Source organism: Castellaniella defragrans 65Phen, assembly GCF_000612685.1.
Lineage (GTDB): Bacteria > Pseudomonadota > Gammaproteobacteria > Burkholderiales > Burkholderiaceae_B > Castellaniella > Castellaniella defragrans.
In genome coordinates this window covers 2,548,756-2,569,743 of sequence record NZ_HG916765.1, presented here as the reverse complement: position 1 = coordinate 2,569,743, position 20,988 = coordinate 2,548,756, and the positions used below count along the sequence as shown (strand labels likewise).

The 20,988-nt window shown below is 69.0% G+C and carries 21 protein-coding genes; 18 read left to right on the top strand and 3 right to left on the bottom strand.

All coding sequences use genetic code 11. The features are described 5' to 3' along the window. Positions 1 to 8: 8 nt before the first annotated feature. From cheY to BN940_RS11465, 7 genes are all read left to right on the top strand, one after another. Positions 9 to 392 carry a chemotaxis response regulator CheY gene (cheY, locus tag BN940_RS11495; RefSeq protein WP_043683179.1) on the top strand — a complete coding sequence of 128 codons (384 nt, stop codon included), beginning with the start codon at positions 9 to 11 and terminating at the stop codon, positions 390 to 392. A 13-nt stretch (positions 393 to 405) separates the two neighbouring features. Further along, positions 406 to 1,050, top strand: a complete 645-nt coding sequence (gene cheZ, locus BN940_RS11490) for a protein phosphatase CheZ (protein WP_043683177.1) — start codon at positions 406 to 408, stop codon at positions 1,048 to 1,050. A 182-nt stretch (positions 1,051 to 1,232) separates the two neighbouring features. Next, the gene (locus tag BN940_RS11485; RefSeq protein ID WP_052355814.1) at positions 1,233 to 2,783 is read left to right on the top strand and encodes a methyl-accepting chemotaxis protein; all 1,551 of its coding nucleotides are present in this window, start codon (positions 1,233 to 1,235) and stop codon (positions 2,781 to 2,783) included. 89 nt (positions 2,784 to 2,872) lie between these two features. Next, a complete protein-coding gene (gene flhB / locus BN940_RS11480) occupies positions 2,873 to 4,036 on the top strand; it encodes a flagellar biosynthesis protein FlhB (protein WP_043683175.1) in 1,164 nt (387 codons plus the stop codon). Beyond that, positions 4,033 to 6,147, top strand: a complete 2,115-nt coding sequence (gene flhA / locus BN940_RS11475; RefSeq protein WP_043683172.1) for a flagellar biosynthesis protein FlhA — start codon at positions 4,033 to 4,035, stop codon at positions 6,145 to 6,147. The genes flhB and flhA overlap by 4 nt, the downstream gene beginning before the upstream one ends. Further along, a complete protein-coding gene (locus BN940_RS19870; protein WP_043683169.1) occupies positions 6,144 to 6,419 on the top strand; it encodes a hypothetical protein in 276 nt (91 codons plus the stop codon). Before flhA ends, BN940_RS19870 begins: the two co-directional genes overlap by 4 nt. Continuing rightward, entirely contained in the window at positions 6,401 to 8,560 is a 2,160-nt protein-coding gene (locus BN940_RS11465; protein WP_052355813.1) for a flagellar biosynthesis protein FlhF, read from the top strand. The genes BN940_RS19870 and BN940_RS11465 overlap by 19 nt, the downstream gene beginning before the upstream one ends. Before the next feature lie 168 nt (positions 8,561 to 8,728). Here BN940_RS11465 and BN940_RS11460 read toward each other — a convergent pair whose 3' ends face one another. The 3 genes from BN940_RS11460 to flgA form a co-directional block, all read right to left on the bottom strand. Next, entirely contained in the window at positions 8,729 to 9,166 is a 438-nt protein-coding gene (locus BN940_RS11460) for a flagella synthesis protein FlgN (RefSeq protein WP_043683166.1), read from the bottom strand. Continuing rightward, positions 9,163 to 9,450 carry a flagellar biosynthesis anti-sigma factor FlgM gene (flgM, locus tag BN940_RS11455; protein ID WP_043683163.1) on the bottom strand — a complete coding sequence of 96 codons (288 nt, stop codon included), beginning with the start codon at positions 9,448 to 9,450 and terminating at the stop codon, positions 9,163 to 9,165. Before flgM ends, BN940_RS11460 begins: the two co-directional genes overlap by 4 nt. An 85-nt stretch (positions 9,451 to 9,535) precedes the next feature. Beyond that, entirely contained in the window at positions 9,536 to 10,234 is a 699-nt protein-coding gene (gene flgA / locus BN940_RS11450; RefSeq protein ID WP_043683160.1) for a flagellar basal body P-ring formation chaperone FlgA, read from the bottom strand. Between the two features lie 260 nt (positions 10,235 to 10,494). Here flgA and flgB point away from each other — a divergent pair, with 260 nt between their 5' ends. The 11 genes from flgB (at position 10,495) to flgL (ending at position 20,824) form a co-directional block, all read left to right on the top strand. Then, positions 10,495 to 10,908, top strand: a complete 414-nt coding sequence (gene flgB, locus BN940_RS11445) for a flagellar basal body rod protein FlgB (RefSeq protein ID WP_043683156.1) — start codon at positions 10,495 to 10,497, stop codon at positions 10,906 to 10,908. Between the two features lie 23 nt (positions 10,909 to 10,931). Further along, entirely contained in the window at positions 10,932 to 11,339 is a 408-nt protein-coding gene (flgC, locus tag BN940_RS11440) for a flagellar basal body rod protein FlgC (RefSeq protein ID WP_043683153.1), read from the top strand. An 11-nt stretch (positions 11,340 to 11,350) separates the two neighbouring features. Continuing rightward, positions 11,351 to 12,037: a flagellar hook capping FlgD N-terminal domain-containing protein gene (locus BN940_RS11435; protein WP_043683152.1), complete on the top strand. Its 687-nt coding sequence runs from the start codon at positions 11,351 to 11,353 to the stop codon at positions 12,035 to 12,037. A 69-nt stretch (positions 12,038 to 12,106) separates the two neighbouring features. Continuing rightward, complete coding sequence (gene flgE / locus BN940_RS11430) at positions 12,107 to 13,336, top strand: flagellar hook protein FlgE (RefSeq protein ID WP_043683150.1); 1,230 nt, start codon at positions 12,107 to 12,109, stop codon at positions 13,334 to 13,336. Positions 13,337 to 13,351: 15 nt separating this feature from the next. Further along, the gene (flgF, locus tag BN940_RS11425) at positions 13,352 to 14,101 is read left to right on the top strand and encodes a flagellar basal-body rod protein FlgF (protein ID WP_043683148.1); all 750 of its coding nucleotides are present in this window, start codon (positions 13,352 to 13,354) and stop codon (positions 14,099 to 14,101) included. A 31-nt stretch (positions 14,102 to 14,132) separates the two neighbouring features. Then, positions 14,133 to 14,918 carry a flagellar basal-body rod protein FlgG gene (gene flgG / locus BN940_RS11420; protein WP_043683145.1) on the top strand — a complete coding sequence of 262 codons (786 nt, stop codon included), beginning with the start codon at positions 14,133 to 14,135 and terminating at the stop codon, positions 14,916 to 14,918. 11 nt (positions 14,919 to 14,929) lie between these two features. Continuing rightward, complete coding sequence (locus BN940_RS11415; protein ID WP_148304952.1) at positions 14,930 to 15,622, top strand: flagellar basal body L-ring protein FlgH; 693 nt, start codon at positions 14,930 to 14,932, stop codon at positions 15,620 to 15,622. A gap of 4 nt (positions 15,623 to 15,626) precedes the next feature. Beyond that, positions 15,627 to 16,775 (top strand): flagellar basal body P-ring protein FlgI, encoded by a 1,149-nt coding sequence (locus BN940_RS11410; protein WP_043683139.1) that lies wholly within the window; start codon positions 15,627 to 15,629, stop codon positions 16,773 to 16,775. Between the two features lie 8 nt (positions 16,776 to 16,783). Then, on the top strand, positions 16,784 to 17,758 hold the full coding sequence (flgJ, locus tag BN940_RS11405; protein ID WP_043683136.1) for a flagellar assembly peptidoglycan hydrolase FlgJ: 975 nt from the start codon (positions 16,784 to 16,786) through the stop codon (positions 17,756 to 17,758). Between the two features lie 131 nt (positions 17,759 to 17,889). Beyond that, positions 17,890 to 19,563 carry a flagellar hook-associated protein FlgK gene (gene flgK / locus BN940_RS11400; RefSeq protein WP_043683133.1) on the top strand — a complete coding sequence of 558 codons (1,674 nt, stop codon included), beginning with the start codon at positions 17,890 to 17,892 and terminating at the stop codon, positions 19,561 to 19,563. Positions 19,564 to 19,588: 25 nt separating this feature from the next. Further along, the gene (flgL, locus tag BN940_RS11395) at positions 19,589 to 20,824 is read left to right on the top strand and encodes a flagellar hook-associated protein FlgL (RefSeq protein WP_043683130.1); all 1,236 of its coding nucleotides are present in this window, start codon (positions 19,589 to 19,591) and stop codon (positions 20,822 to 20,824) included. Positions 20,825 to 20,988 lie beyond the last annotated feature (164 nt).

Below are 20,988 nucleotides of genomic sequence, written 5' to 3'. Positions count from 1 at the left end.
AGTGATCCGTGGTACAGAAAACGATGAAAATCCTGGTCGTCGACGACTTTCCCACCATGCGCCGGATCGTCAAGAACCTGCTCAAGGACCTGGGGTTCGAGAACGTCGACGAGGCCGAGGACGGCGCCCAGGCGCTGGAAAAATTGCGCAACGGCGGCTTCGAGTTCGTGGTGTCGGACTGGAACATGCCCAACATGGACGGTCTGACCATGCTGCAGAACATCCGCGCCGATCCCAATCTGGCCAGCCTGCCCGTGCTGATGGTCACGGCCGAGGCCAAGAAGGAAAACATCATCGCGGCGGCCCAGGCCGGTGCCAACGGCTACGTGGTCAAGCCCTTCACGGCTGCGACCCTGGAAGAAAAGCTGAACAAGATATTTGAAAAACTCTGATCGGAGGCGCATCATGACGACGGATCAATCTTCCGGTCAACGGGATTTCGCGGAACCTTCCATGGACCTGATCCAGCGCATCGCGCAGCTCACCCGCACGCTGCGCGTGAGCATGCGCGAGCTGGGCCTGGACCAGGCCATCAAGGACGCCGCCCACGCCATTCCCGACGCGCGCGACCGGCTGCACTACGTGGCCCAGATGACCGAGCAGGCCGCCAACCGGGTGCTCAACGCCGCCGAGCAGATCCAGCCCTGGCAGGAAGCGATGCAGCGCGACGCCAAGGCCCTGGACGCCCGCTGGCAGGACTGGTTCGACCACCCGGTCGAGCTGGACCAGGCGCGCTCGCTGGTGGACGACACCCGGGCCTTCCTGAAGGACGTCCCCGAGAAGACCCAGGCTTCGCAGAACAACGTGATGGAAATCATCATGGCCCAGGACTTCCAGGACCTGACCGGCCAGGTGATCATGAAGATGCTGGGCGTGATCGGCGCCATCGAGACCGAGCTGGTCCAGGTGCTGATCGACAACGTGCCCCAGGAAAAGCGCGAGGAGACCAAGACGCTGCTCAACGGCCCGGTGGTCAACGCCGCGGGCAAGAGCGACGTGGTCACCAACCAGGATCAGGTCGACGACCTCCTGGCCAGCCTTGGATTCTGAACACGCGGCGACGGTCCTCCGCGGACTGTCGCCCCCCGCCTGGGGTTTTCCCTGGACAATGTGACATCGGGGAGAAATGTAAGTCCCGTGTAAGGTCTGAAACTCAATATGAGCCGATCCGGAGGGAGCGGCGAGGCTCCGGGGTTCACGGCCGGCATCGGCCTTCTTCACACGGAGGCAACATGTCCACTGCACGCGGAAGATACCTGGGGCTGGGGCGCCTGATCCGGCAATTGCGCCACGGTCGGGCCACCCTGAACGACCGGGCCTGGACCCTCAGCCCCCTCGCCCTGCCGGTCGGGCGCTTCCTGGGGGCCCTGCGCGAGCGCTTCGTGGTCATGCGCCAGTCCAGCATCCGCATCGCCATCAACGCCGCCCGCCTGCAGGCGCACACCGAGGCCTGCGAGACCATGGCCGACGAACAGGCCCGCGAGGCCGAGAGCCTGTCGGCCCAGGGCACCCAGATCGCCAGCCTCTCGCAGCAGACCAACGACATCGTGGCGGGCGCCGCCGGCGTGTTCCGCCAGCAGCTCGGCGGCCTGCGCTCCACCCAGGAACAGCTGGCCGACCTGCACCGCCGGGTGGCCCGGGTCACGACCCAGATGCAGTCCTTCGCCGAGGTCATCGCCCAGCTCAGCCACCGGGCGCGCTCGGTCGAGGACACCAGCCGCCTGATCAAGGACATCGCCCTCCAGACCCACCTGCTGGCCCTGAACGCGGGGGTCGAGGCCGCCCGCGCCGGCGAGGCCGGCCGGGGCTTCGCCGTGGTCGCCAGCGAGGTCGGCAAGCTGGCCGAGCGCGTCAACGCGGCCACCGGCGACATCGTCCAGCACACCGGCGAAATCCTCGGCCTGGTGTCCGACACCGAACAGCAGAGCCAGTCCATCCATGCCGACATGCGCGCTTCCGACCGCCTGGTGGACGAGTTCGCCGGGCAGTTCGACGCCCTGGTGCGCGAACTGGGCGGCGTCGGCGCCCAGCTCGACGGCGTGGCCGACCACGTCGCCCAGGTCAACCAGACCAACCAGGACATGAGCCGCTCCATCGGCCGCATCGCCGACCACAGCGCCATCCTGCGCCAGCGCATGCAGTCCATGCGCGAGCAGGTGCATGGCGTGCGCACCCAGACCGAGAGCCTGCAGGAAATGCTGGCGGCCTGGCGCACCGGCGCCACCCCCTTCGACGACCTGGCGGCCCGCCTCGGCCAGCTGCGCGACCGCTGCGCCGCGCTGCTGCGCCAGGCCCGCGCCGACGGCCTGGACGTCTTCGACAAGGCCTACCGCCAGATCCCCGGCAGCCGGCCGCCGCGCTACCACGTGGCCTACGACCAGGCCATCGACCAGACCCTGCAGGGCATCCTGGACGGGGTGCTGGAGCAGGTGCCGCACGGCTACTACGCGATCCTGGTGGACATGAACGGCTATGCGCCCACGCACAACCGCCGCTATTCCCGCCCGCCCACCGGCGACGTCGCGCACGACACCCTGCACTCGCGCGACAAGCGCCTGTTCGACGACCAGATCAGCCGCGGCGCGATCGGCAACCGGGGCGGGGTGCTGTGCCAGACCTACATGCGCGACACCGGGGAAATCATCACCGACGTCTCCCTGCCCCTGGACCTGGACGGCGCGCGCTGGGGGGCCGTGCGCATCGGCCTGGATTACCTGCAGTTCGAGCAGGCCCTGTCCCCGGCGGCCGCCCCCGCCGCCGCCGCCCGGCTTGCAAGCCCTTGAATTGCCGCGCCTAATGCGCTTTTATCCGTGCTTCGCCCCGGCTGCCTGGACACTACAATCCAGGCTGTCCGTATTGTCGTCGGCTGAGCATGGCCCAGGATAGCGATCTCGAAAAAACAGAACCAGCGACTCCCCGGCGCCTCCAGAAGGCGCGCGAGGAAGGCCAGGTTGCGCGCTCGCGCGAGCTGGGCACCTTCCTGGCCCTGATCTGCGGCATCGGCGCCCTGTGGCTCGGCGGCGATGCGATCTTCCGCACGCTGCGCGGCATCCTGCTCAACGGCCTGTGGTTCGACACCCGGATCGCGCGCGATCCCCAGGTCATGCTCAACGTGGCCGGCGACTCCGCCTGGCACGGGCTGATGATCGTGCTGCCGTTCATGGCCCTGCTGCTGGTGGTCGGCATCTTTTCCTCGGTGGCGCTGGGCGGCTTCCTGCTGTCGGGCAAGGCCCTGGAGCCCAAATTCGAGCGGCTCAACCCGCTGGCGGGGATCAAGCGCCTGTTCGCCGCGCAGACCCTCATCGAGCTGGTCAAGACGCTGGCCAAGGCGGGGCTGGTCGGCTTCGTCGGCGTCAAGGTCATCTGGGCCTACCGCGACGACATGCTGGCCCTCTCGCGCATGGCGCCCACCGAGGCCCTGGCGCGCGGGCTGGACCTGACCGCCCTGTGCTGCCTGCTGATCGCCTCGTCGCTCATCATCATCGTCCTGATCGACGTGCCCTGGCAGATCTGGAACCATGCCAAGCAGCTGCGCATGTCCAAGGACGATGTCAAGCAGGAGCACAAGGACAGCGACGGCGATCCCCACGTGAAGGGCCGCATCCGCTCGCAGCAGCGCGCCATGGCGCGGCGGCGCATGATGAGCGCCGTGCCCGAGGCCGACGTGGTCGTCACCAACCCGACCCATTACGCCGTGGCCCTGCGCTACCGCGAAGGGCAGGGCGGGGCGCCCGTGGTCGTGGCCAAGGGCACCCGCCTGATCGCCGCGCAGATCCGCGAGATCGCCGACCGGCACGGCGTCGCCCTGCTGGAGGCCCCGCCGCTGGCGCGCGCCCTGTATCATCACGTCGAACTCGACCGGGAAATCCCCGTCGCCCTGTACGCCACTGTGGCCGAAGTGCTGGCCTGGGTCTATCAGGTGCGCAACTGGCAGCACGGCTCGGGTACACTGCCGCAGGCGCCGCGGGACCTGCGCGTGCCGCCCGAACTCGATCCGCAACACGGCCCTGAACCGGTGCCAGTCCCCGCCTCATGAACAGCTTCCTGGATTTTCTCAAGACCCAAGGCTCCGGGCATGCCCGCCTGTTGGCGGGGCCCGTGCTGATCCTCATGGTGCTCGCCATGATGATCCTGCCGCTGCCGCCCTTCATCCTGGACCTGCTGTTCACCTTCAACATTTCCCTCTCGGTGATGATCCTGCTGGTGGCCATGTTCACGCGCAAGCCGCTGGACTTCGCCGCCTTTCCCTCGGTGCTGCTGTTCGCCACGCTGCTGCGCCTGTCGCTGAACGTCGCCTCCACCCGGGTGGTGCTGCTCAACGGCCACAAGGGCCCGGATGCCGCCGGGCAGGTGATCGAGGCCTTCGGCCACTTCCTGGTGGGCGGCAACTTCGCCGTCGGCATCATCGTGTTCATCATCCTGGTGATCATCAATTTCACCGTCATCACCAAGGGCGCGGGCCGCATCGCCGAAGTCGGCGCGCGCTTCACCCTGGACGCCATGCCCGGCAAGCAGATGGCCATCGACGCCGACCTGAACGCCGGCCTGATCGGCGAGGACGAGGCCCGCAAGCGCCGCGCCGAGGTCTCCCAGGAGGCCGAGTTCTACGGCGCCATGGACGGCGCCAGCAAGTTCGTGCGCGGCGACGCCGTGGCCGGCCTGCTGATCATGGTGATCAACATCATCGGCGGCCTGATCGTCGGCATGGTCCAGCACGGCCTGTCGGCCTCCGACGCGGGCACCGTCTACACCCTGCTCACCATCGGCGACGGCCTGGTGGCGCAGATCCCGGCGCTGGTGATCTCCACCGCGGCCGGCGTGGTGGTCTCGCGCGTGGCCGACGACCGGGACGTGGGCCAGCAGATGATCGGCCAGCTGTTCTCCAATCCCAACGTGATGTTCATCACTTCCGGGATCCTGACGCTGATGGGCCTGATCCCCAACATGCCGCACGTCGCCTTCCTGCTGCTGGCGGCCATCATCGGCGGCAGCGGCTGGCTGCTGCTGCAGCGCCAGCAGCGCGACCTCCAGGCGGCCGCCGCCGATCCGGGCCACGAGCAGGCGGCCGCCGTGGCCGCCGCCGCCGAGGCGAGCTGGGACGACGTGGCCCCCGTCGATCCGCTCGGGCTGGAAGTCGGCTACCGCCTGATCTCGCTGGTGGACCACCAGCAGAACGGCGAGCTGCTGCACCGCATCCGCAGCCTGCGCAAGAAATTCGCCCAGGAAATGGGCTTCCTGCCGCCGGTCGTGCACATCCGCGACAACCTCGAAATCAAGCCCACGGACTACCGCATCCTGCTGTTCGGCGTGGAGATCGGCCGCGGCGTGGCCCAGACCGGGCAGTGGCTGGCCATCGACCCGGGCGGGGTGACGGGCCCGGTCCAGGGCACGCCCACCAAGGACCCGGCCTTCGGCCTGCCGGCGTTCTGGATCGACCCGGCCTTGCGCGAACAGGCGCAGATCGCGGGCTACACCGTGGTCGATACCGCCACGGTGGTCGCCACCCACCTGAACCACCTGATGCACCGCTACGGCTCGCGCCTGCTGGGCCGCCAGGAAACCCAGCAGCTGCTCGACCACGTCGCCCGCGACGTGCCCAAGCTGGTCGAGGACCTGGTGCCCAAGACCCTTTCCCTGCCGCAGCTGCAGAACCTGCTGCGCAGCCTGCTCGACGAGGACGTCCCCATCCGCGACATGCGCAGCATCCTCGAGACCATCACGGAATACGCCCCGCGCCTGGCCGCCCTCAATCCGGCCGGCACCGGGCCGAATCCCGACGAACTGCTGGCGCAGGTCCGGGTCGCCCTGGGCCGGGCCATCGTCCAGCACTGGTTCGCGAGCGAGACCGAACTGCGCGTCATCGGCCTGGACGCCCGCCTGGAGCGCGTGCTGACGCAGGCCCTGGGCAGCAGCGGCGCCCTGGAGCCCGGCCTGGCGGAAAACCTGCTGGGCGACGTCGAGCGCATCGTCCAGGGACAGGAGGACCGGGGCGACGCCCCCGTGCTGGTGGTGCCGCCGGTGCTGCGCGCTTCGCTGTCGCGCTTCCTGCGCCATCACCTGCCGCACATGGCGGTGCTCTCCAGCGCCGAGATCCCTGAAGAGCGTATCATTCGGGTCACTGCAGTCGTCGGCGGGAGTCCTGCGTGAACATCAGTCGTTTCTTCGGTGCCACCAACCGCGAGGTCCTGCGCCAGGTGCGCCTCGCGCTGGGGCCCGATGCCCTGATCATCTCCAACAAGCGGGTCAACGGCGGGGTGGAGATCCTCGCCACCGACCAGACGTCCCTGCCGGACGCCGGTCCGTCCGCCGCCCCCGCCCGCCCGGCGGCGCCCGCGGCGCCCCGGCCCGCCGCCGCGCCCCGTCCCCGGCGCCGCATGCCGCCGCGGGGCCTGCGCCCGGCATGCCGGGCGCGGACCTGATGGGCGCCATCGGCGAGCTCAAGGGCTCCCTGGAAACCCGCATCGACGAACTGCTGTGGGGCAGCCAGCTGCGCCGCTCGCCGCAGGCGGTCACGCTGTTCCAGAACCTGCTGCGCTTCGGCTTCAGCACGGCCCTGCTGCGGGCCATGCTCAAGCACATGCCGGAACAGGCCGGCGCCCGGGCCGCCTTCCAGTGGGCGCGCAACGAACTGGTCCGCCATCTGCCGGTGCTGGAAGCCGAGGACGCCCTCTGGCAGCCCGGTCTGGCGCTGGCGCTGGTCGGCCCCACCGGGGTGGGCAAGACCACCACGGTGGCCAAACTCGCCGCCCGCTGCGTGCGCCGCAGCGGGCCCGGCAGCCTGGTGCTGCTGACGACCGACACCTACCGGATCGGCGCCCACGAGCAGCTGAAAATCTACGGCCAGATGCTGCGCGTGCCGGTGCACGTCGTGCAGGACATCCACGAAATGCGCCGCATCGTGCAGACGGTGCGCCCGGACCAGACCCTGCTGATCGACAATGTCGGCATCAGCCAGCGCGACCGCTACATCCACGAGCAGGCCGCCCTGCTGGCGGGCGCCGGCCGCAGGATCGAGCGCCTGCTGGTGCTCAACGCCGTCAGCCATGGCGACACCCTGGACGAGGTCGCCCGGTCCTATGCCGGCGACGGCGGCACGCCGCTGCGCGGCTGCATCGTCTCCAAGATCGACGAAGCCTCGCGCCTGGGCGCGGCGCTGGACACCGCGATCCGCTACAAGCTGCCGATCCATTACGTATCCAACGGCCAGAAGGTCCCGGAAAACCTGCTGTTCCTGCCGGCAGCCGAGCTGGTGGACCGGGCGCTCGCGCCGATCCAGGCCAACCGCGCCCTGTACGCGCCGTCCGAGGCCGACCTGGCGGCACTGCTGTCCATGACGCAGCCGGCCGACAGCCCCGATGCCGCCGCCGAACGCCGCCGCCAGCAGATCCTGCTGCCGCAGCTGCTGACCGGCTCGGCGAGCGGCGATGCGCTGGGCATGGACCAGCTGCGGGCCGCCGTGACCCTGCAGGACGAGGATCCGGTGCTGTCCGAAGCCTACGACCTGTGGCGCAGCCGGGCGGCGGGCGGCCTGCCGCCGGCCGCCGAGGCCATCGAGCATCTGCGCCGGGTCGCCCACGGCGGCCTGGACGAAACCCAGCCGGCCCTGGTCGTGCATGCGCGCCAGTCCCTGGACTGGCAGGGCCGGCGCGGCGCCTGGTCGGGGGCCGCCTGGTTCGACGGCCAGGGCCGGCCGCTGGCCGCGGCCACCCAGCAGATCGGCCTGGCGGACGGCTGGCATACGCCGCAGGGGGCCTGGTTCCTCCCGTCGGACCGTCTCCAGGCGAAAGGTGTCCTCCCGGGGGGCGGCAGGCCGGAAGCGCAGCGCGGCGGGCGGATTCCGGCGCCTTCGGCCGCCGATGCGCTGCTGGCGCAGATCGAAACCGAAACCGAGGATGCGCCCTCTGCGGTCCTGCACGTGTTCGACGGCGGCAGCCAGGCCCTGCTGCGCGCCTTGAGCGCCCGCGAGCGCCGCTGGCTGGCCGCCTGCAGCCCGCGCGCCCGGGTCTTCCTCGACGACGAGCCCGGTGTCCTGTCGGCCGCCGTCCAGTCCCTGATGTATCAGCCGCTGGATGCGCAGACGTTCTGGCCCCTGCTGTCGGCGGCGGGCCTGGAAGACGCCCGGCCGGCCTGGTGGGCCGCGCTGGGCGAGGCCGAACTGCGCGTCCGCGGCGAGCCCGCGCTGCCGGTGCGGGTCTTCAGCCTGCGGGCGGTGGATCCCCGGGATGGGCGCCTGCTGAAAGTCTGGCACGCCGTGGCCGGGATGGCGGTGGACCCCGATCCGGGCCGGATCGCCCGCGCCCTGATCCTGCGCCAGGAATGCCAGGCAGCCTGGCGGCAGGCCGCGCCGCTGCTGGCCGAAGCCGGCCGCGAACCGCTGGTGGACCGGGCCGTGTTCGTCGCCCAGATGGGGCTGGCGGCCTGGCGTCTGGCCCAGGATCCGGCCCTGGCGCCGGCGGCCCGGGTCGCCGCCCGCATGCTGGGCGCCGACCGGCTCGCGCCGCGCCATGCCCACGCCGGGCTGCTCAAGCTGTATGCGCTGAAAGAACTGCTGGCGGACTGAGGGCCCCCACGCTGCACAGCCTGCGGCTGCTTGCTGCCCCCCGAGGGGGCGCTTTTCGCCTTGGGGCGGCCCGACGGCGAAAAGAGGGCCCCCCACGCTGCGCAGCCTGCGGCTTCTTGCTGCTTCCCGATGGGGCGCTTTTCGCCTTGGGGCGGCCCGGCGGCGAAACTAACGGCGGGGCAGGCGCCCGCGGGCGTCGTACAGGTCCTGGTTGACCAGGGAATGCAGGGTGTCCAGCGCGCGCTGGTTGTGTTCCATGAAGGTGCGCAGGAGCTGGCCGTTGTCCTGGTTCAGGCGGCTGGCCCGGTCGGCGCGCTCGAACAGCGCGTCGAAGGCTGGGCGCAGTTCGGGGTGGACGGCGCAGACGGCGTCGATGCCGCCGGCGTCGTCCGCCTGGTCCAGTTCGCCCAGCAGCCGGGCGCGTTCCCCGTCCAGCCGGCCCAGGCGTTCGGCGTAGTCGTTCTTGCGCTGGGCCAGTTCGGCCAGGGCGAGGTTCGTGGGGGTGTCCAGCAAGGTGGCGGATTCTGCTTCCAGCGTCTGGATGAATTCGTCCAGCAGGCCCGACTGGGCCTGGACGCATTGCAGCAGGTCGTCCGCCAGGCTCATTTGAGGAGGTCGCGGACGCTGGCCAGCAGGCCGTCGGCGATCCGGCTGGGGTCGATCTTCAGTTCGCCGGAGGCCAGCGCGTCGCGGATCTGCTGGACGCGCTCGGCCTGGACGTCGGCGTCGCTGTCGTTCAGGGCGGCCAGATGGCGGGCGGCCGGACTGAGATCGACCGCCGTGCGGCTACCGGCAGCCGCGCTCGGCGCGGCAGGGGAGGCCGTGTCGTTGCGCGTTCCCCCGGCCACCCCGTTCAGCAGGGGGTTGGACGAAGTGGAATTGATTTTCAAGACTCGTCTCCGGGTTGGGTGGGAAGGATCATTGGTGCATCCCTCGTAACGGCGGGCCGGGCGGATTCTTTAGGGTTCCCCGTCGCTACATCATAACCTGGACCGTGTGGGCGTCGATCACCGTGCCGGTGATGATCTGTCCCCCCGGGGTGCGGACCTGGATCCGGGCGCCGGGGCCGCCCGATTCCAGCGCCTGGCCCTCGCCGGTGGCGACGAAGCCGACGCCGCGCGCGATGGTGCGGACTTGCTGGCCGCGTTCGATGGCGTTCGGGTCGCGCAGGGCGCCCGATTCGATCGGCCCGCCGGCCCGGATGCGGCGCGTGGCGATCCAGCCCACGATGTGGGCCGGATCGCCGATCAGCCGGCGGTTGCGCAGCAGGTCGCCTTCGCGAGTGTCCAGGTCGTCCAGGCTCAGGACCTCGTCGCGCCGGATCAGGCGGTTGGCGACGAAATAGGTGCCCAGGATCTGGACGCTGGCCTGCACGTAGATCGTCCAGGGCTGCGGTGCCAGGCAGCGCACCCCGACGGGCGTGCGCGGCTGCAGGCCCGAGCCGGACAGGAAGGCCTCCATCCGCTCGCAGGCCGGCTGGTTCACGATGCGGGGGGCGTCCACGTGGATGACGGCGCGGCCCGGCCAGTCCGCCGCCCGGTCCTGCAGCAGGGTCTCGACCTGGGCAACGACGGCCGCCGGGTCCTGCAGGGCGGGGCGGGCCGCCTGGGCGTGCGCCGGCCCCGGCAGCACGGCGGCCAGCAGCAGGGACGGCAGGAATCGGGATGCGCGCATCGCCCCATTGTAGTGTCTCGCCGGCGGGTTCGAACCCGCAGCGCCGGGCTTCGGGGGCCGCGGGCCGCCCGGGGCCGCCGTGCGCAGGCCGGTGTCCGGCCCGCATCGGACGAATAGGGCTTCAATCCCCGCCTTGTTTTGGCGTTTATCCCCCTGACGGGGACCGTACTATGATGGCGTGCGAGAAAACCGCGAATGGTCGGGGGATCATTTGGTGCACGGTGGCGGCGCACACTGCTCATCCGTTTCAGTGTAAAGCCATGATCGATCGAATCGGCAAGGACTTCGAGTTCTACCAGAAAGCCCTGGCCCTGCGTCAGCAACGCCAGGAAATCCTGGCGTCCAACATCGCCAACGCCGACACGCCCAACTACAAGGCGCGCGACGTCGATTTCAACGCCACCCTGCGCGACGCGATGGGCGAGGGAGGCCTGCCGCGCCTGCCGGACACGTCCCTGACGCTGACCTCGGCGCGCCACATCCCGGCCAGCGCCCACACCAGCGGCCCCGCCGAAGAACTCTACCGCGTGCCCACCCAGCCCAGCCTGGACGGCAACACGGTCGAGATGGACGTCGAGCGCGTGCAGTTCGCGGACAACACCCTGCGCTACCAGACCGACCTGCAGGTGCTGAACGGGCGCATCAAATCCCTGCTGGCCGCGATCCAGCAATAACCGGCCGCGCCACGGAAACCGCCATGTCCACCTTCAGCATCTTCCAGATCGCCGGTTCGGCGCTGTCGGCCCAATCCCAGCGCATGAACGTGTCGGCCAGCAACATCGCCAACGCCGACAGCGCCGCGGGCCCCGACGGCCAGCCCTACCGGGCCCGCCAGGTCGTGTTCCAGATGACGCCCTCGGCCCGCTCCGAGGCCGTCGGCGGCGTGCAGGTCGCCTCGGTCCTCGAAAGCAACGCGCCCCCGCGCATCCAGTACGATCCCGGCAACCCCCTGGCGGACGCCAAGGGCTACGTCACCCTGCCCAACGTCGATGTCGTCGCCGAGACCGTCAACATGATTTCCGCTTCGCGTTCCTACCAGGCCAACGTGGAAGTCATCAACACGGCCAAATCGCTGATGGCCAAGACCCTCACCCTGGGTCAATAAGGAGTCCCGCCATGACCACCGTCAACGATGTCTACGGCACGAGCACCGCTTCCACGCTGGCCAATGCGCAGTCCAGCAGCCTGCTGGGCGACACCCAGGACCGCTTCCTGACCCTGCTGGTCACGCAGCTGCAGAACCAGGACCCCCTGAATCCCATGGACAACGCCGAGGTCACCACGCAGATCGCGCAGCTGTCCATGGTCAACGGCATCCAGAGCCTGAACAACACCCTGCTGGCCCTCTCGGGCCAGATGGACATGTCCCAGTCGCTGCAGGCCGCCGGCCTGATCGGCAAGGACATCCTGTATCCGGGCGAGAAGATCTCCCTGGGCAGCGATCCGGACACGGGCGCCAAGATCGCCACGCCTTTCGGCATCGACCTGATGTCCGGCGCCGCCAAGACCACGGTCTCCATCCTGGACGCCACCGGCAAGGCCGTGCGCATCTACGAATTCGGTGCGCAGGACGCCGGCATCTATCCCCTGAGCTGGGACGGCCTGGACGCCGCGGGCGTCGCCGTGCCGGACGGCGCCTACACCGTCCAGGTGGCGGCGTCCGACGCCAACGGCCAGCCGGTCTCGGCCGAGGCGCTCACCTCCGGCCACATCGGCAGCGTCGCCTACACCGCCGAGGGCCTGCGGCTGAATCTGGCCCTGGGCGAAAAGATTTCCCTGCTGGACGTCCGGCAGGTCATGTAATCCGGACGGCGGCCGCACGGCGCCGCCGTTTCCACGAATCAACGCACTACGCACTGAAAGAGGTCAACCATGGGTTTCGGACAAGGTCTCAGCGGCTTGAACACCGCCTCGCAGGATCTGGACGTCATCGGCAACAACATCTCCAACGCCAAGACGGTCGGCTTCAAGGCAGCGTCCACCGCCTTCGCCGATATCTATGCCAGTTCGCGCGTCGGCCTGGGGGTCCAGATGGCCGGGGTCACGCAGCGCTTCACGACGGGGGTCCTGTCCGTTTCGGGCAACGAGCTCGACATCGCCATCGACGGCACCCGCGGGCTGTTCGTCATCACGTCCCCGACGGACGGCACCACGTTCTACACCCGCAACGGGCAGTTCACGCGCGACAAGGAAAACCGCATCGTCAATGCCCAGGGCAACCAGCTGATGGGGTTCAACGTCGACAACAGCGTGACGCCGCCGCGCCCGATCATGGGCGGCGGCCTGGTCGGCCTGACCGTGCCGGTGGGCAACATCGAGCCCAAGTTCACGGAAACCGTCAAGAACAAGCTCAACCTCGATGCGGATGCGGACATCCTCTCCCCGGTTCCCGCCCCCGACCTGACCGATCCCACCACCTTTTCCACCTCGACGCCGGTCACGGTGTACGACTCCCTGGGCAAGGCGCACCGGGTCGATCAGGTGTACCAGCGCACCGGGACGAATGCCTGGACCGTCACTTATCAATATACCGATCCGGCGACGGGCACGACCAGCAATGTCGGCTCGGCCAACCTGACTTTCGACACGGCGGGCCGGCTGGTGACGACGCCGGCGGCACCCACCGGGACGATCGCCTTGCCGGCGGCGGGCGGTGCCGCGGCGCTCAACGTCACCGTCAGCTACGACGATTCGACGCAATTCTCCGGCGGCTATACCACCAATTTCGTGCAGGACGGCTATGCCTCGGGCGAATTCGCCAGCCTGTCGATCGGGACCGACGGCGCCGTGGTGGCCAACTACACCAATGGCGCCAAGAAGACCACCGGCTTCGTGGCCATGGCGGACTTCAACAATCTGCAGGGGCTGCAGTCGGTGGGCGGCAACGCCTGGGTCGAGACCGCCTCCTCGGGGCAGGCCATCATGGGCACGCCGGGCAGCAACGGGCTGGCGAGCGTCAAGGGGCAGGCGGTCGAGGAATCCAACGTGGACATGAGCCAGGAACTGGTCAACCTGATCATCGCCCAGCGCACCTACCAGGCCAACGCCCAGACGATCAAGACGCAGGATCAGGTGCTCCAGACCCTGATGGCCATGCGCTGACCGCGGTAGCCCGGCATGGATCGCATCCTCTACACCGCCTCCAACGGCGCGGCCCGCATCCTGGAGCAGCAGTCGGTCATCGCCAACAACATGGCCAACGTGGCCACGGCCGGCTTCCGCGAGCAGATGGCGATCTACCGCTCCGTGCCGGTGGTGCCCCAGGCGGGCGAGCTGCCCACCCGGGTCAGTACCGTGGCGTCCACCCCGGGCAGCCATTTCCGCCAGGGCACCATGGCCGAGACCGGCCATGCCCTGGACGCGGCCATCGCCGGCGACGGCTGGTTCGCCGTGCAGACCCCGCAGGGCGAGGCCTATACCCGCGCGGGCGAGTTCGCCGTCAATGACCGGAACCAGCTGGTCACGCACACCGGCCTGCCGGTGCTGTCCAACGACGGCGGCCCCATCGAGATCCCCGAGCGCGGCAGCGTGACCTTCGCCACGGACGGCCAGATCAGCGCCCTGGGCGCCGGCGACAATCCGCGCGACATCCAGCTGCTGGCGCAGCTGAAACTGGTCAATCCGCCCCAGGACCAGCTGGTGCGCGGCGACGACGGCCTGTTCCGCCTGGCGGGGGGCCAGCCCGCCCAGGCCGCCCCGGAAGTCAAGATCGCGCCGGGCTTCGTCGAGAAAAGCAACGTCAATCCGGCCGCCATGATGGTGGCCATGATTTCCAACGCCCGCCAGTTCGAGCAGCAGATGCAGGTGATCAAGAACGCCAGCACCAACGCGGAACGCGGCAATTCGATTCTTTCGGCGGCGGGCTGAGCCCGGCGCCCCCGAAACAGGACCCAGAGACATGATACGTTCCCTGTGGATCGCCAAGACCGGTCTGGAAACCCAGCAGACCAGCATGGACGTGATTTCCAACAACCTGGCCAACGTCAACACCACGGGCTTCAAGCGCAGCCGCGCCGTGTTCGAGGACCTGATGTACCAGACGATCCGCCAGCCCGGCGCCAGCGTCGGCGCGGCCAACCAGCTGCCCTCCGGCCTGCAGCTGGGCACCGGCGCGCGCACCGTGGCCACCGAGCGCATCCACACCCAGGGCAACCTGAAGGAAACCGGCAATGCGCTGGACGTGGCCGTCCAGGGCAACGGCTTCCTGCAGGTGGAACTGCCCGACGGCACCTTCGCCTACACGCGCGACGGCAGCATCCAGCGCGACCAGAACGGCATGCTGGTGACGGCAGGCGGCTATCCCATCCAGCCGGGCATCAACATCCCCGACAACGCGCTCACCATCACGATCGCGCGCGACGGCACGGTGTCCGTGACCCAGCCGGGCGCGACCGGCACCAACGTCGAGGTCGGCCAGCTGCAGCTGTCCACGTTCATCAATCCGACCGGCCTGCAGAGCCTGGGCGAGAACCTGTACGCCGAGACGGATGCCTCGGGGCCGGCCAACGTGCTGCAGCCCGGCCTGGACGGCGCGGGCGTGCTGCTGCAGAACTACGTCGAAACGTCCAACGTCAACGTGGCCGAGGAACTGGTGAACATGATCACCACCCAGCGTGCCTTCGAGATGAACAGCAAGGCAGTGCAGACGTCCGACCAGATGCTCGCCCGCCTGACCCAGATGTAACCAGGATGTCCATGAAGGGATTGCGGGGTGCGGCGGGCGCGTGTGCGGCAGTGCTGGCGCTGGTCTTGTCCGGGTGCGCGCTGGTGCCGCCCGAGCCGATCGTCACGGGGCCGCTGACCGCGCCGCCCCCGCCGCCGGCGGCGCCCGCGGCGGAAGCCAACGGCTCCATCTACCAGCCCACCGCCTACGGCAACTATCCCCTGTTCGAGGACCGCCGGCCGCGCAACGTGGGCGACATCGTCACGATCGTGATCCAGGAAAAGACCAATGCCGCCAAGACGGTCGGCACGTCCACCGACCGCAGCGGCAGTTCCAGCATGACCATCGGCCTGGCGCCGGCGATCCTGCCCACCGACCTGGGGGCCAAGCAGAACTTCGAAACCGACAGCGGCAACAAGTCCGAGGGCAAGGGGTCCAGCAGCGCCACCAATCTGTTCACGGGCACGCTCACCACCACGGTCATCGGGGTGCTGCCCAACGGCAATCTGCAGATCGCCGGGGAAAAGCAGATCGCCATCAACCGGGGCAGCGAATACGTGCGCTTCTCGGGCGTGGTGGACCCCCGCTCGATCACCGGCAGCGGCACGGTGGCCTCGACCCAGGTGGCCGACGCCCGCATCGAATACCGCAGCAAGGGCGTGATGGACGAAGTCCAGACCATGGGCTGGCTGCAGCGCTTCTTCCTCAACATCGCTCCGTTCTGACGTCATGGCCGCATCGCTGATTCCGCTTTCCTTCCTTTCGCGCCGCCTGGCCGCCGGCGCCCTGGCCCTGTGCCTGGGGGCGCTGGCGCTCCCGGGCGCCGTGCAGGCCGCCGAGCGCATCAAGGATCTGGCGTCGTTCACCGGAGTGCGCGAAAACCAGCTGATCGGCTACGGCCTGGTGGTCGGCCTGGACGGCAGCGGCGACCAGGTGCGCCAGACGCCCTTCACCCAGCAGAGCCTGACCAACATGCTGTCCCAGCTGGGCGTGACCGTGCCCCAGGGCACCAACATGCAGGTGAAGAACGTCGCCGCAGTCATGGTGACCGCGCGCCTGCCCGCCTTCGCCCAGCCGGGCCAGAGCCTGGACGTGGTGGTGTCGTCCATGGGCAACGCCAAGAGCCTGCGCGGCGGCACGCTGCTGATGACGCCGCTCAAGGGCGCCAACGGCCAGGTCTACGCCCTGGCCCAGGGCAATCTGCTGGTCGGCGGTGCCGGCGCGTCCCAGGGCGGCGCCAGCGTGCAGGTCAATCAATTGAACGGCGGCACCATCCCGGACGGCGCCATCGTCGAGCGCGGCGTGCCCACGACCTACGCCCAGAACGGCATGGTGCGCCTGGAGCTGAACAGCAGCGATTTCGGCATCGCCCAGAACGTCGTGGCGGCGCTCAACCGCAAGTTCGGCGCGCAGACGGCGACCGCCCTGAATGGCCGCACCATCGAACTGCGCGCGCCCGCCGATCCCAAGGCCCAGCTCGCCTTCCTGTCCCAGGTGGAAAACCTCCAGGTCGGCCTGCCGCCCGCCCGCGCCCGGGTGGTCGTCAACGCCCGCACCGGCTCGGTGGTGATGAACCGCACCGTCACCATCGACGAGGCCGCCATCGCCTACGGCAACCTGTCGGTCACCATCAGCCCGCAGCAGCAGGTCAGCCAGCCGACCACGCCCTTCGGCGGCGGCGAGACCGTGGTGACGCAGAACACCCAGATCGAAATGCGCAGCGAGGGCGGCGCCATCCAGCGCGTCACCACCAGCGCCAACCTGGCCGACGTGGTGCGGGCGCTCAACGCCCTGGGCGCCACGCCGCAGGACCTGCTGTCCATCCTGCAGAACCTGAAGAGCGCCGGCGCCCTGCGCGCCGACCTGGAAGTGATCTGAGGCCGGCCATGGGATTCGTTTCGCACATGCCGCTGCCCGGTTCCGACGCCACGCCGTCGGCGCTGGACTTCAGCGGCCTGAATGCCCTGAAGCAGAGCGTGCGGGCCGGGGGGGATGCCGCGCAGGACCCGCAGCGCGAGGTCGCGCGCCAGTTCGAGGCGATCTTCATCCAGATGATGCTCAAGCAGGCGCGCCAGCAGTCGGCGCAGATGCCGTCCCTGTTCGACTCCGAGGCGACGCGCATGGCCCAGAGCCTGGGCGACGAGCAGGCCGCGCTGGCCATGGCCGACCCCGGCCTGGGCCTGGCCGACGCGCTGATGGCGCAGATGCGGGGCGGGGTGCTGAAGTCGTCGGCCGGTGCCTCGGGCGATCCGCCCGAGGTGGCCCGCTCGCGCCTGCCGGGCCTGCAGTCGCGCATCGGCGAGGGCCGGCGCGAGATGGCCGATTCCATCGAAGGCCTGATCGACCGCCTGGCGCGGCGCGGCGCGGGCGACCGGATCGGCGGCGCCATTCAGGGCGCGCCGGAACACATCCGCGCCTTCGTGGACCGCATGGCCGGCGCCGCGGAACTGGCGTCCCGGCGCAGCGGCGTGCCGGCCAGGCTGATCCTCAGCCAGGCGGCGCTGGAATCGGGCTGGGGTGAGCGCGAGATCCTGCGCCCCGACGGCCGCAGCAGCCACAACCTGTTCGGCATCAAGGCCGGCGGCGGCTGGCGCGGCGAAGTGGTCCACGTGACGACCACCGAATATGACGAGGACGGCGTGGCGCGCCGCCTGTCGCAGCCTTTCCGGGCCTACGGCTCCTATGCCGAGTCCTTCCAGGACTATGCCGAACTGATCGGCGGCAGCGAGCGCTACGGCAAGGTCGCCACCGCCCCTTCCGCGGAGGCCGCCGCCCGGCGCATCCAGGAAGCCGGCTACGCCACCGACCCGGGCTATGCCGACAAGCTGATTTCCATCATGGGGTATTTCAACGCCCGCTGAGGGCGCGGCCCCCGCGCGCCGGACCTAAGCGCGCCGGACCTAAATTTCCGTGCGCGCCTGCCGTTATCATCAGGGAAGAATTCCGGTGCACGCCCCTCCGGCGCGCACCGCAACCGATAGGATTGCAGCATATGAATCTGGAGAATCTCGGCAAGGCGGGCCTCCTGGTCGCGCAAAACCGTCTGCAGACGGCCGGGCACAACATCAACAACGCCGCGACCGCCGGCTACAGCCGCCAGACCGTCCTGTCGGAGACGGCGGGCGCCATGTCGACTTCCGCCGGCTGGATCGGCCGGGGCGTGCAGGCCGTCAGCGTGCAGCGTTCCTACGACAATTTCCTGCAGAACCAGCTCGCCACTTCGCTGATGCGCGGCGCCGCCCTCAAGGCCTATGGCGACCAGATCAGCCAGATCAACAATCTGGTGGCCGACCGCACGGTGGGCATTTCCCCGGCCATCCAGAAATTCTTCGACAGCCTGGACGCGGTGGCCTCGGCTCCCGCCGACGTGGCCGCCCGCCAGGAGCTCATCGGCCAGGCCAACAGCCTGGCGGCCCAGCTGCGGGATGCCAATGCCTTCATCGACAATCAGCGGATCAACGTCAATACCCAGATCGACACCACCGTCAGCCAGATCAACAGCTACCTGGACCGCATCCAGGACCTGAACCGCCAGATCACCACGGCCAAGGCCACCAATCCGAGCCAGCCGCCCAACGACCTGCTCGATCAACGCGACCAGCTCGTGTCCGAACTGGGCCAGCTCATCGACATCAAGACCTACGTGCAGGAAGACCGGGTCAACATCACCGTCGGCAATGGCCAGACGGTGCTGGGGGGGGATTCCGTCTTCCATCTCGAAACGCATCCTTCCAAGGCCGACCCGTCGCGCACCGCCGTCAGCTTCACCGTCCCGGGCCCGGGCGGCACGACCATCCCCGTCGAGATGAGCGATACGCTGATCACCGGCGGCAAGCTGGGCGGCCTGCTGACCTTCCGTACCGACGTCCTCGACTCGACCCAGAACGACCTGGGGCGCATCGCCCTGGGGATCTCGGTCGCCATCAACGAGCAGCATGCCCAGGGCTACGACCTGTCCGGCACCCTGGGCGGCGATTTCTTCACCGTGGGCACGCCCAAGGTCATCGGCAACGAGAACAACAGCGCGGCGGCGGGCACGCCGGCCGCCACCTACGTGCCCGGGGATCTGTCCAAGATCACCAACCAGGACTACCGGATCCAGTTCGACGGCACGAACTACACGATCACGCGGGTGCCCGAAGGCACGGCCGTGACGCCCACGGCGGCGGGCACGACCCTGAGCTTCGACGGCCTGGAAATCGACACGGCGGGCATGACCCCGGCGGCGGGCGACAGCTGGCTGATCCAGCCCACGCGCAACGCGGCGGCCGCCATGACGGTGGCGATCACCGATCCCGACAAGGTCGCCGCGGCCGGGGAGGCTTCCCCGGGCGTGGGCGCCGGCACCGCCAACGGCGACAACGCCCTCGAACTGGCCGCCCTGCGTTCCAAGAAAGTCCTGGCCAATGGCTCCATGGGCCTGAACGAAGGCTATTCCAAACTGGTCAACAACGTGGCGGTCAAGACGCAGGCCAATACCACGGCCCAGAAAGCCCAGGAATCCTTGATCTCCCAGAATTTTTCGGCGCAGCAGGCCGTGTCCGGCGTCAATCTGGACGAAGAATACATCAATCTGCAGCAGTTCCAGGAACAGTACCGCGCCGCCGCACGCCTGATCGACACGGCCTCGACCCTGTTCGACACCCTGCTCGCCCTGCGCAGCTAAGCCGCGCCCGTTTCAGGAATCCATCATGCGCATCAGCTCCAGCCTCGTTTTCCAGACCGGCCTGAAGACCATCAACACCCAGCAGGCCGACCTGCTGCACCTCTACCAGCAGATCGGCACGGGCCAGAAGATGGTCTCTCCGGCCGACGATCCCCTGGGCGCCTCGCAGGCGATCAATATTTCCCAGTCCCAGGCCCAGAACGCGCGCTACGCCGACAACCGCGCGGTCGCCAGCCAGGGTCTGGGCGCGGAGGAAGACGCGCTCAATTCGCTGACGCTGCTGCTGCAGGACGTGCGCACCCGGCTGGTCGAGGCCTCGAACGGCACGCTGTCGGACTCCGACCGGGCGACCCTGTCCAATGTGCTGAAGAATGCGCGCGATTCCCTGATGGGCGTCGCCAACACCACGGACGGCAGTGGCCAATATCTGTTTTCCGGCTCCAAGGGCGACACGCCCGCCTACGACGCCAGCGGGAACTACAGCGGCGATACGCTGCAGCGCCTGATCCAGGCCGACCAGACGCGCCGGATCGCCGGCAGCGACGTGGGTTCGGACGTCTTCCAGCGCGCCCAGCCGGGCACGCGGGCCTATGCGTCCTACGCGGATGCGGGCAACACCGGCACGGCGGTGGTGGGGCAGCCGGGGGTGACGGACGGCTCGGCCGGCAACGCCGCGGCGAATTACAGCTTCAGCGTCAACTTCACCAGCCCGACGACCTATACCGTCACCGTCACGGATGCGTCCACCGGGACCCCCATGCCCCCGCCCGCGGGCTCGCCTTTCACCCTCGCGTCCGGGCAGGCCACGCTCGACCTGGGCTATGGCACCACCGTGCAGATCTCCGGTTCGCCGGCCAGCGGCGACCAGTTCGACGTCAAGCCCCTGCAGCACGAGGACGTCAATCTGTTCAAGTCCTTCGATGACGCGATCGCCGCCCTGAACACGCCTTCCTCGGGCAACGGCCAGGCCACGGCGGCGCTGCGCAACGTGCTGAACACCACCATGCAGCGGGTCGCCACCAGCTACGACAACGTGCTGACGGTGCGCGCTTCCGTGGGCGCGCGCATGAACGAACTGACCGCCCTGGACGGCAGCGGTTCCCAGCGCAACCTGGGCTACGCCCAGGCGCTGTCCAACATCGAGGACCTGGACTATTATGAGGCCTCCACGCAGCTCAGCCTGCGCAAGATGGCACTGGAAGGCGCGGGCCTCGCGTTCCAGACCATCCAGGGCCTGAGCCTGTTCAACCGCAATCAGTGATCCGGCCGCGGGCATCGCGGCAAGTGGCAATTTCCGGGATGGCCTTGGCTGTCCCGGTCTGTTTCCGCCCCTGGACCAGGGGCGGAGCAATACCGACGAATGGGGCCTACAAGGCCCTATTTTCTTTGGAAGCATCCCGGCGCCGACATGGCATGCTGGGAACC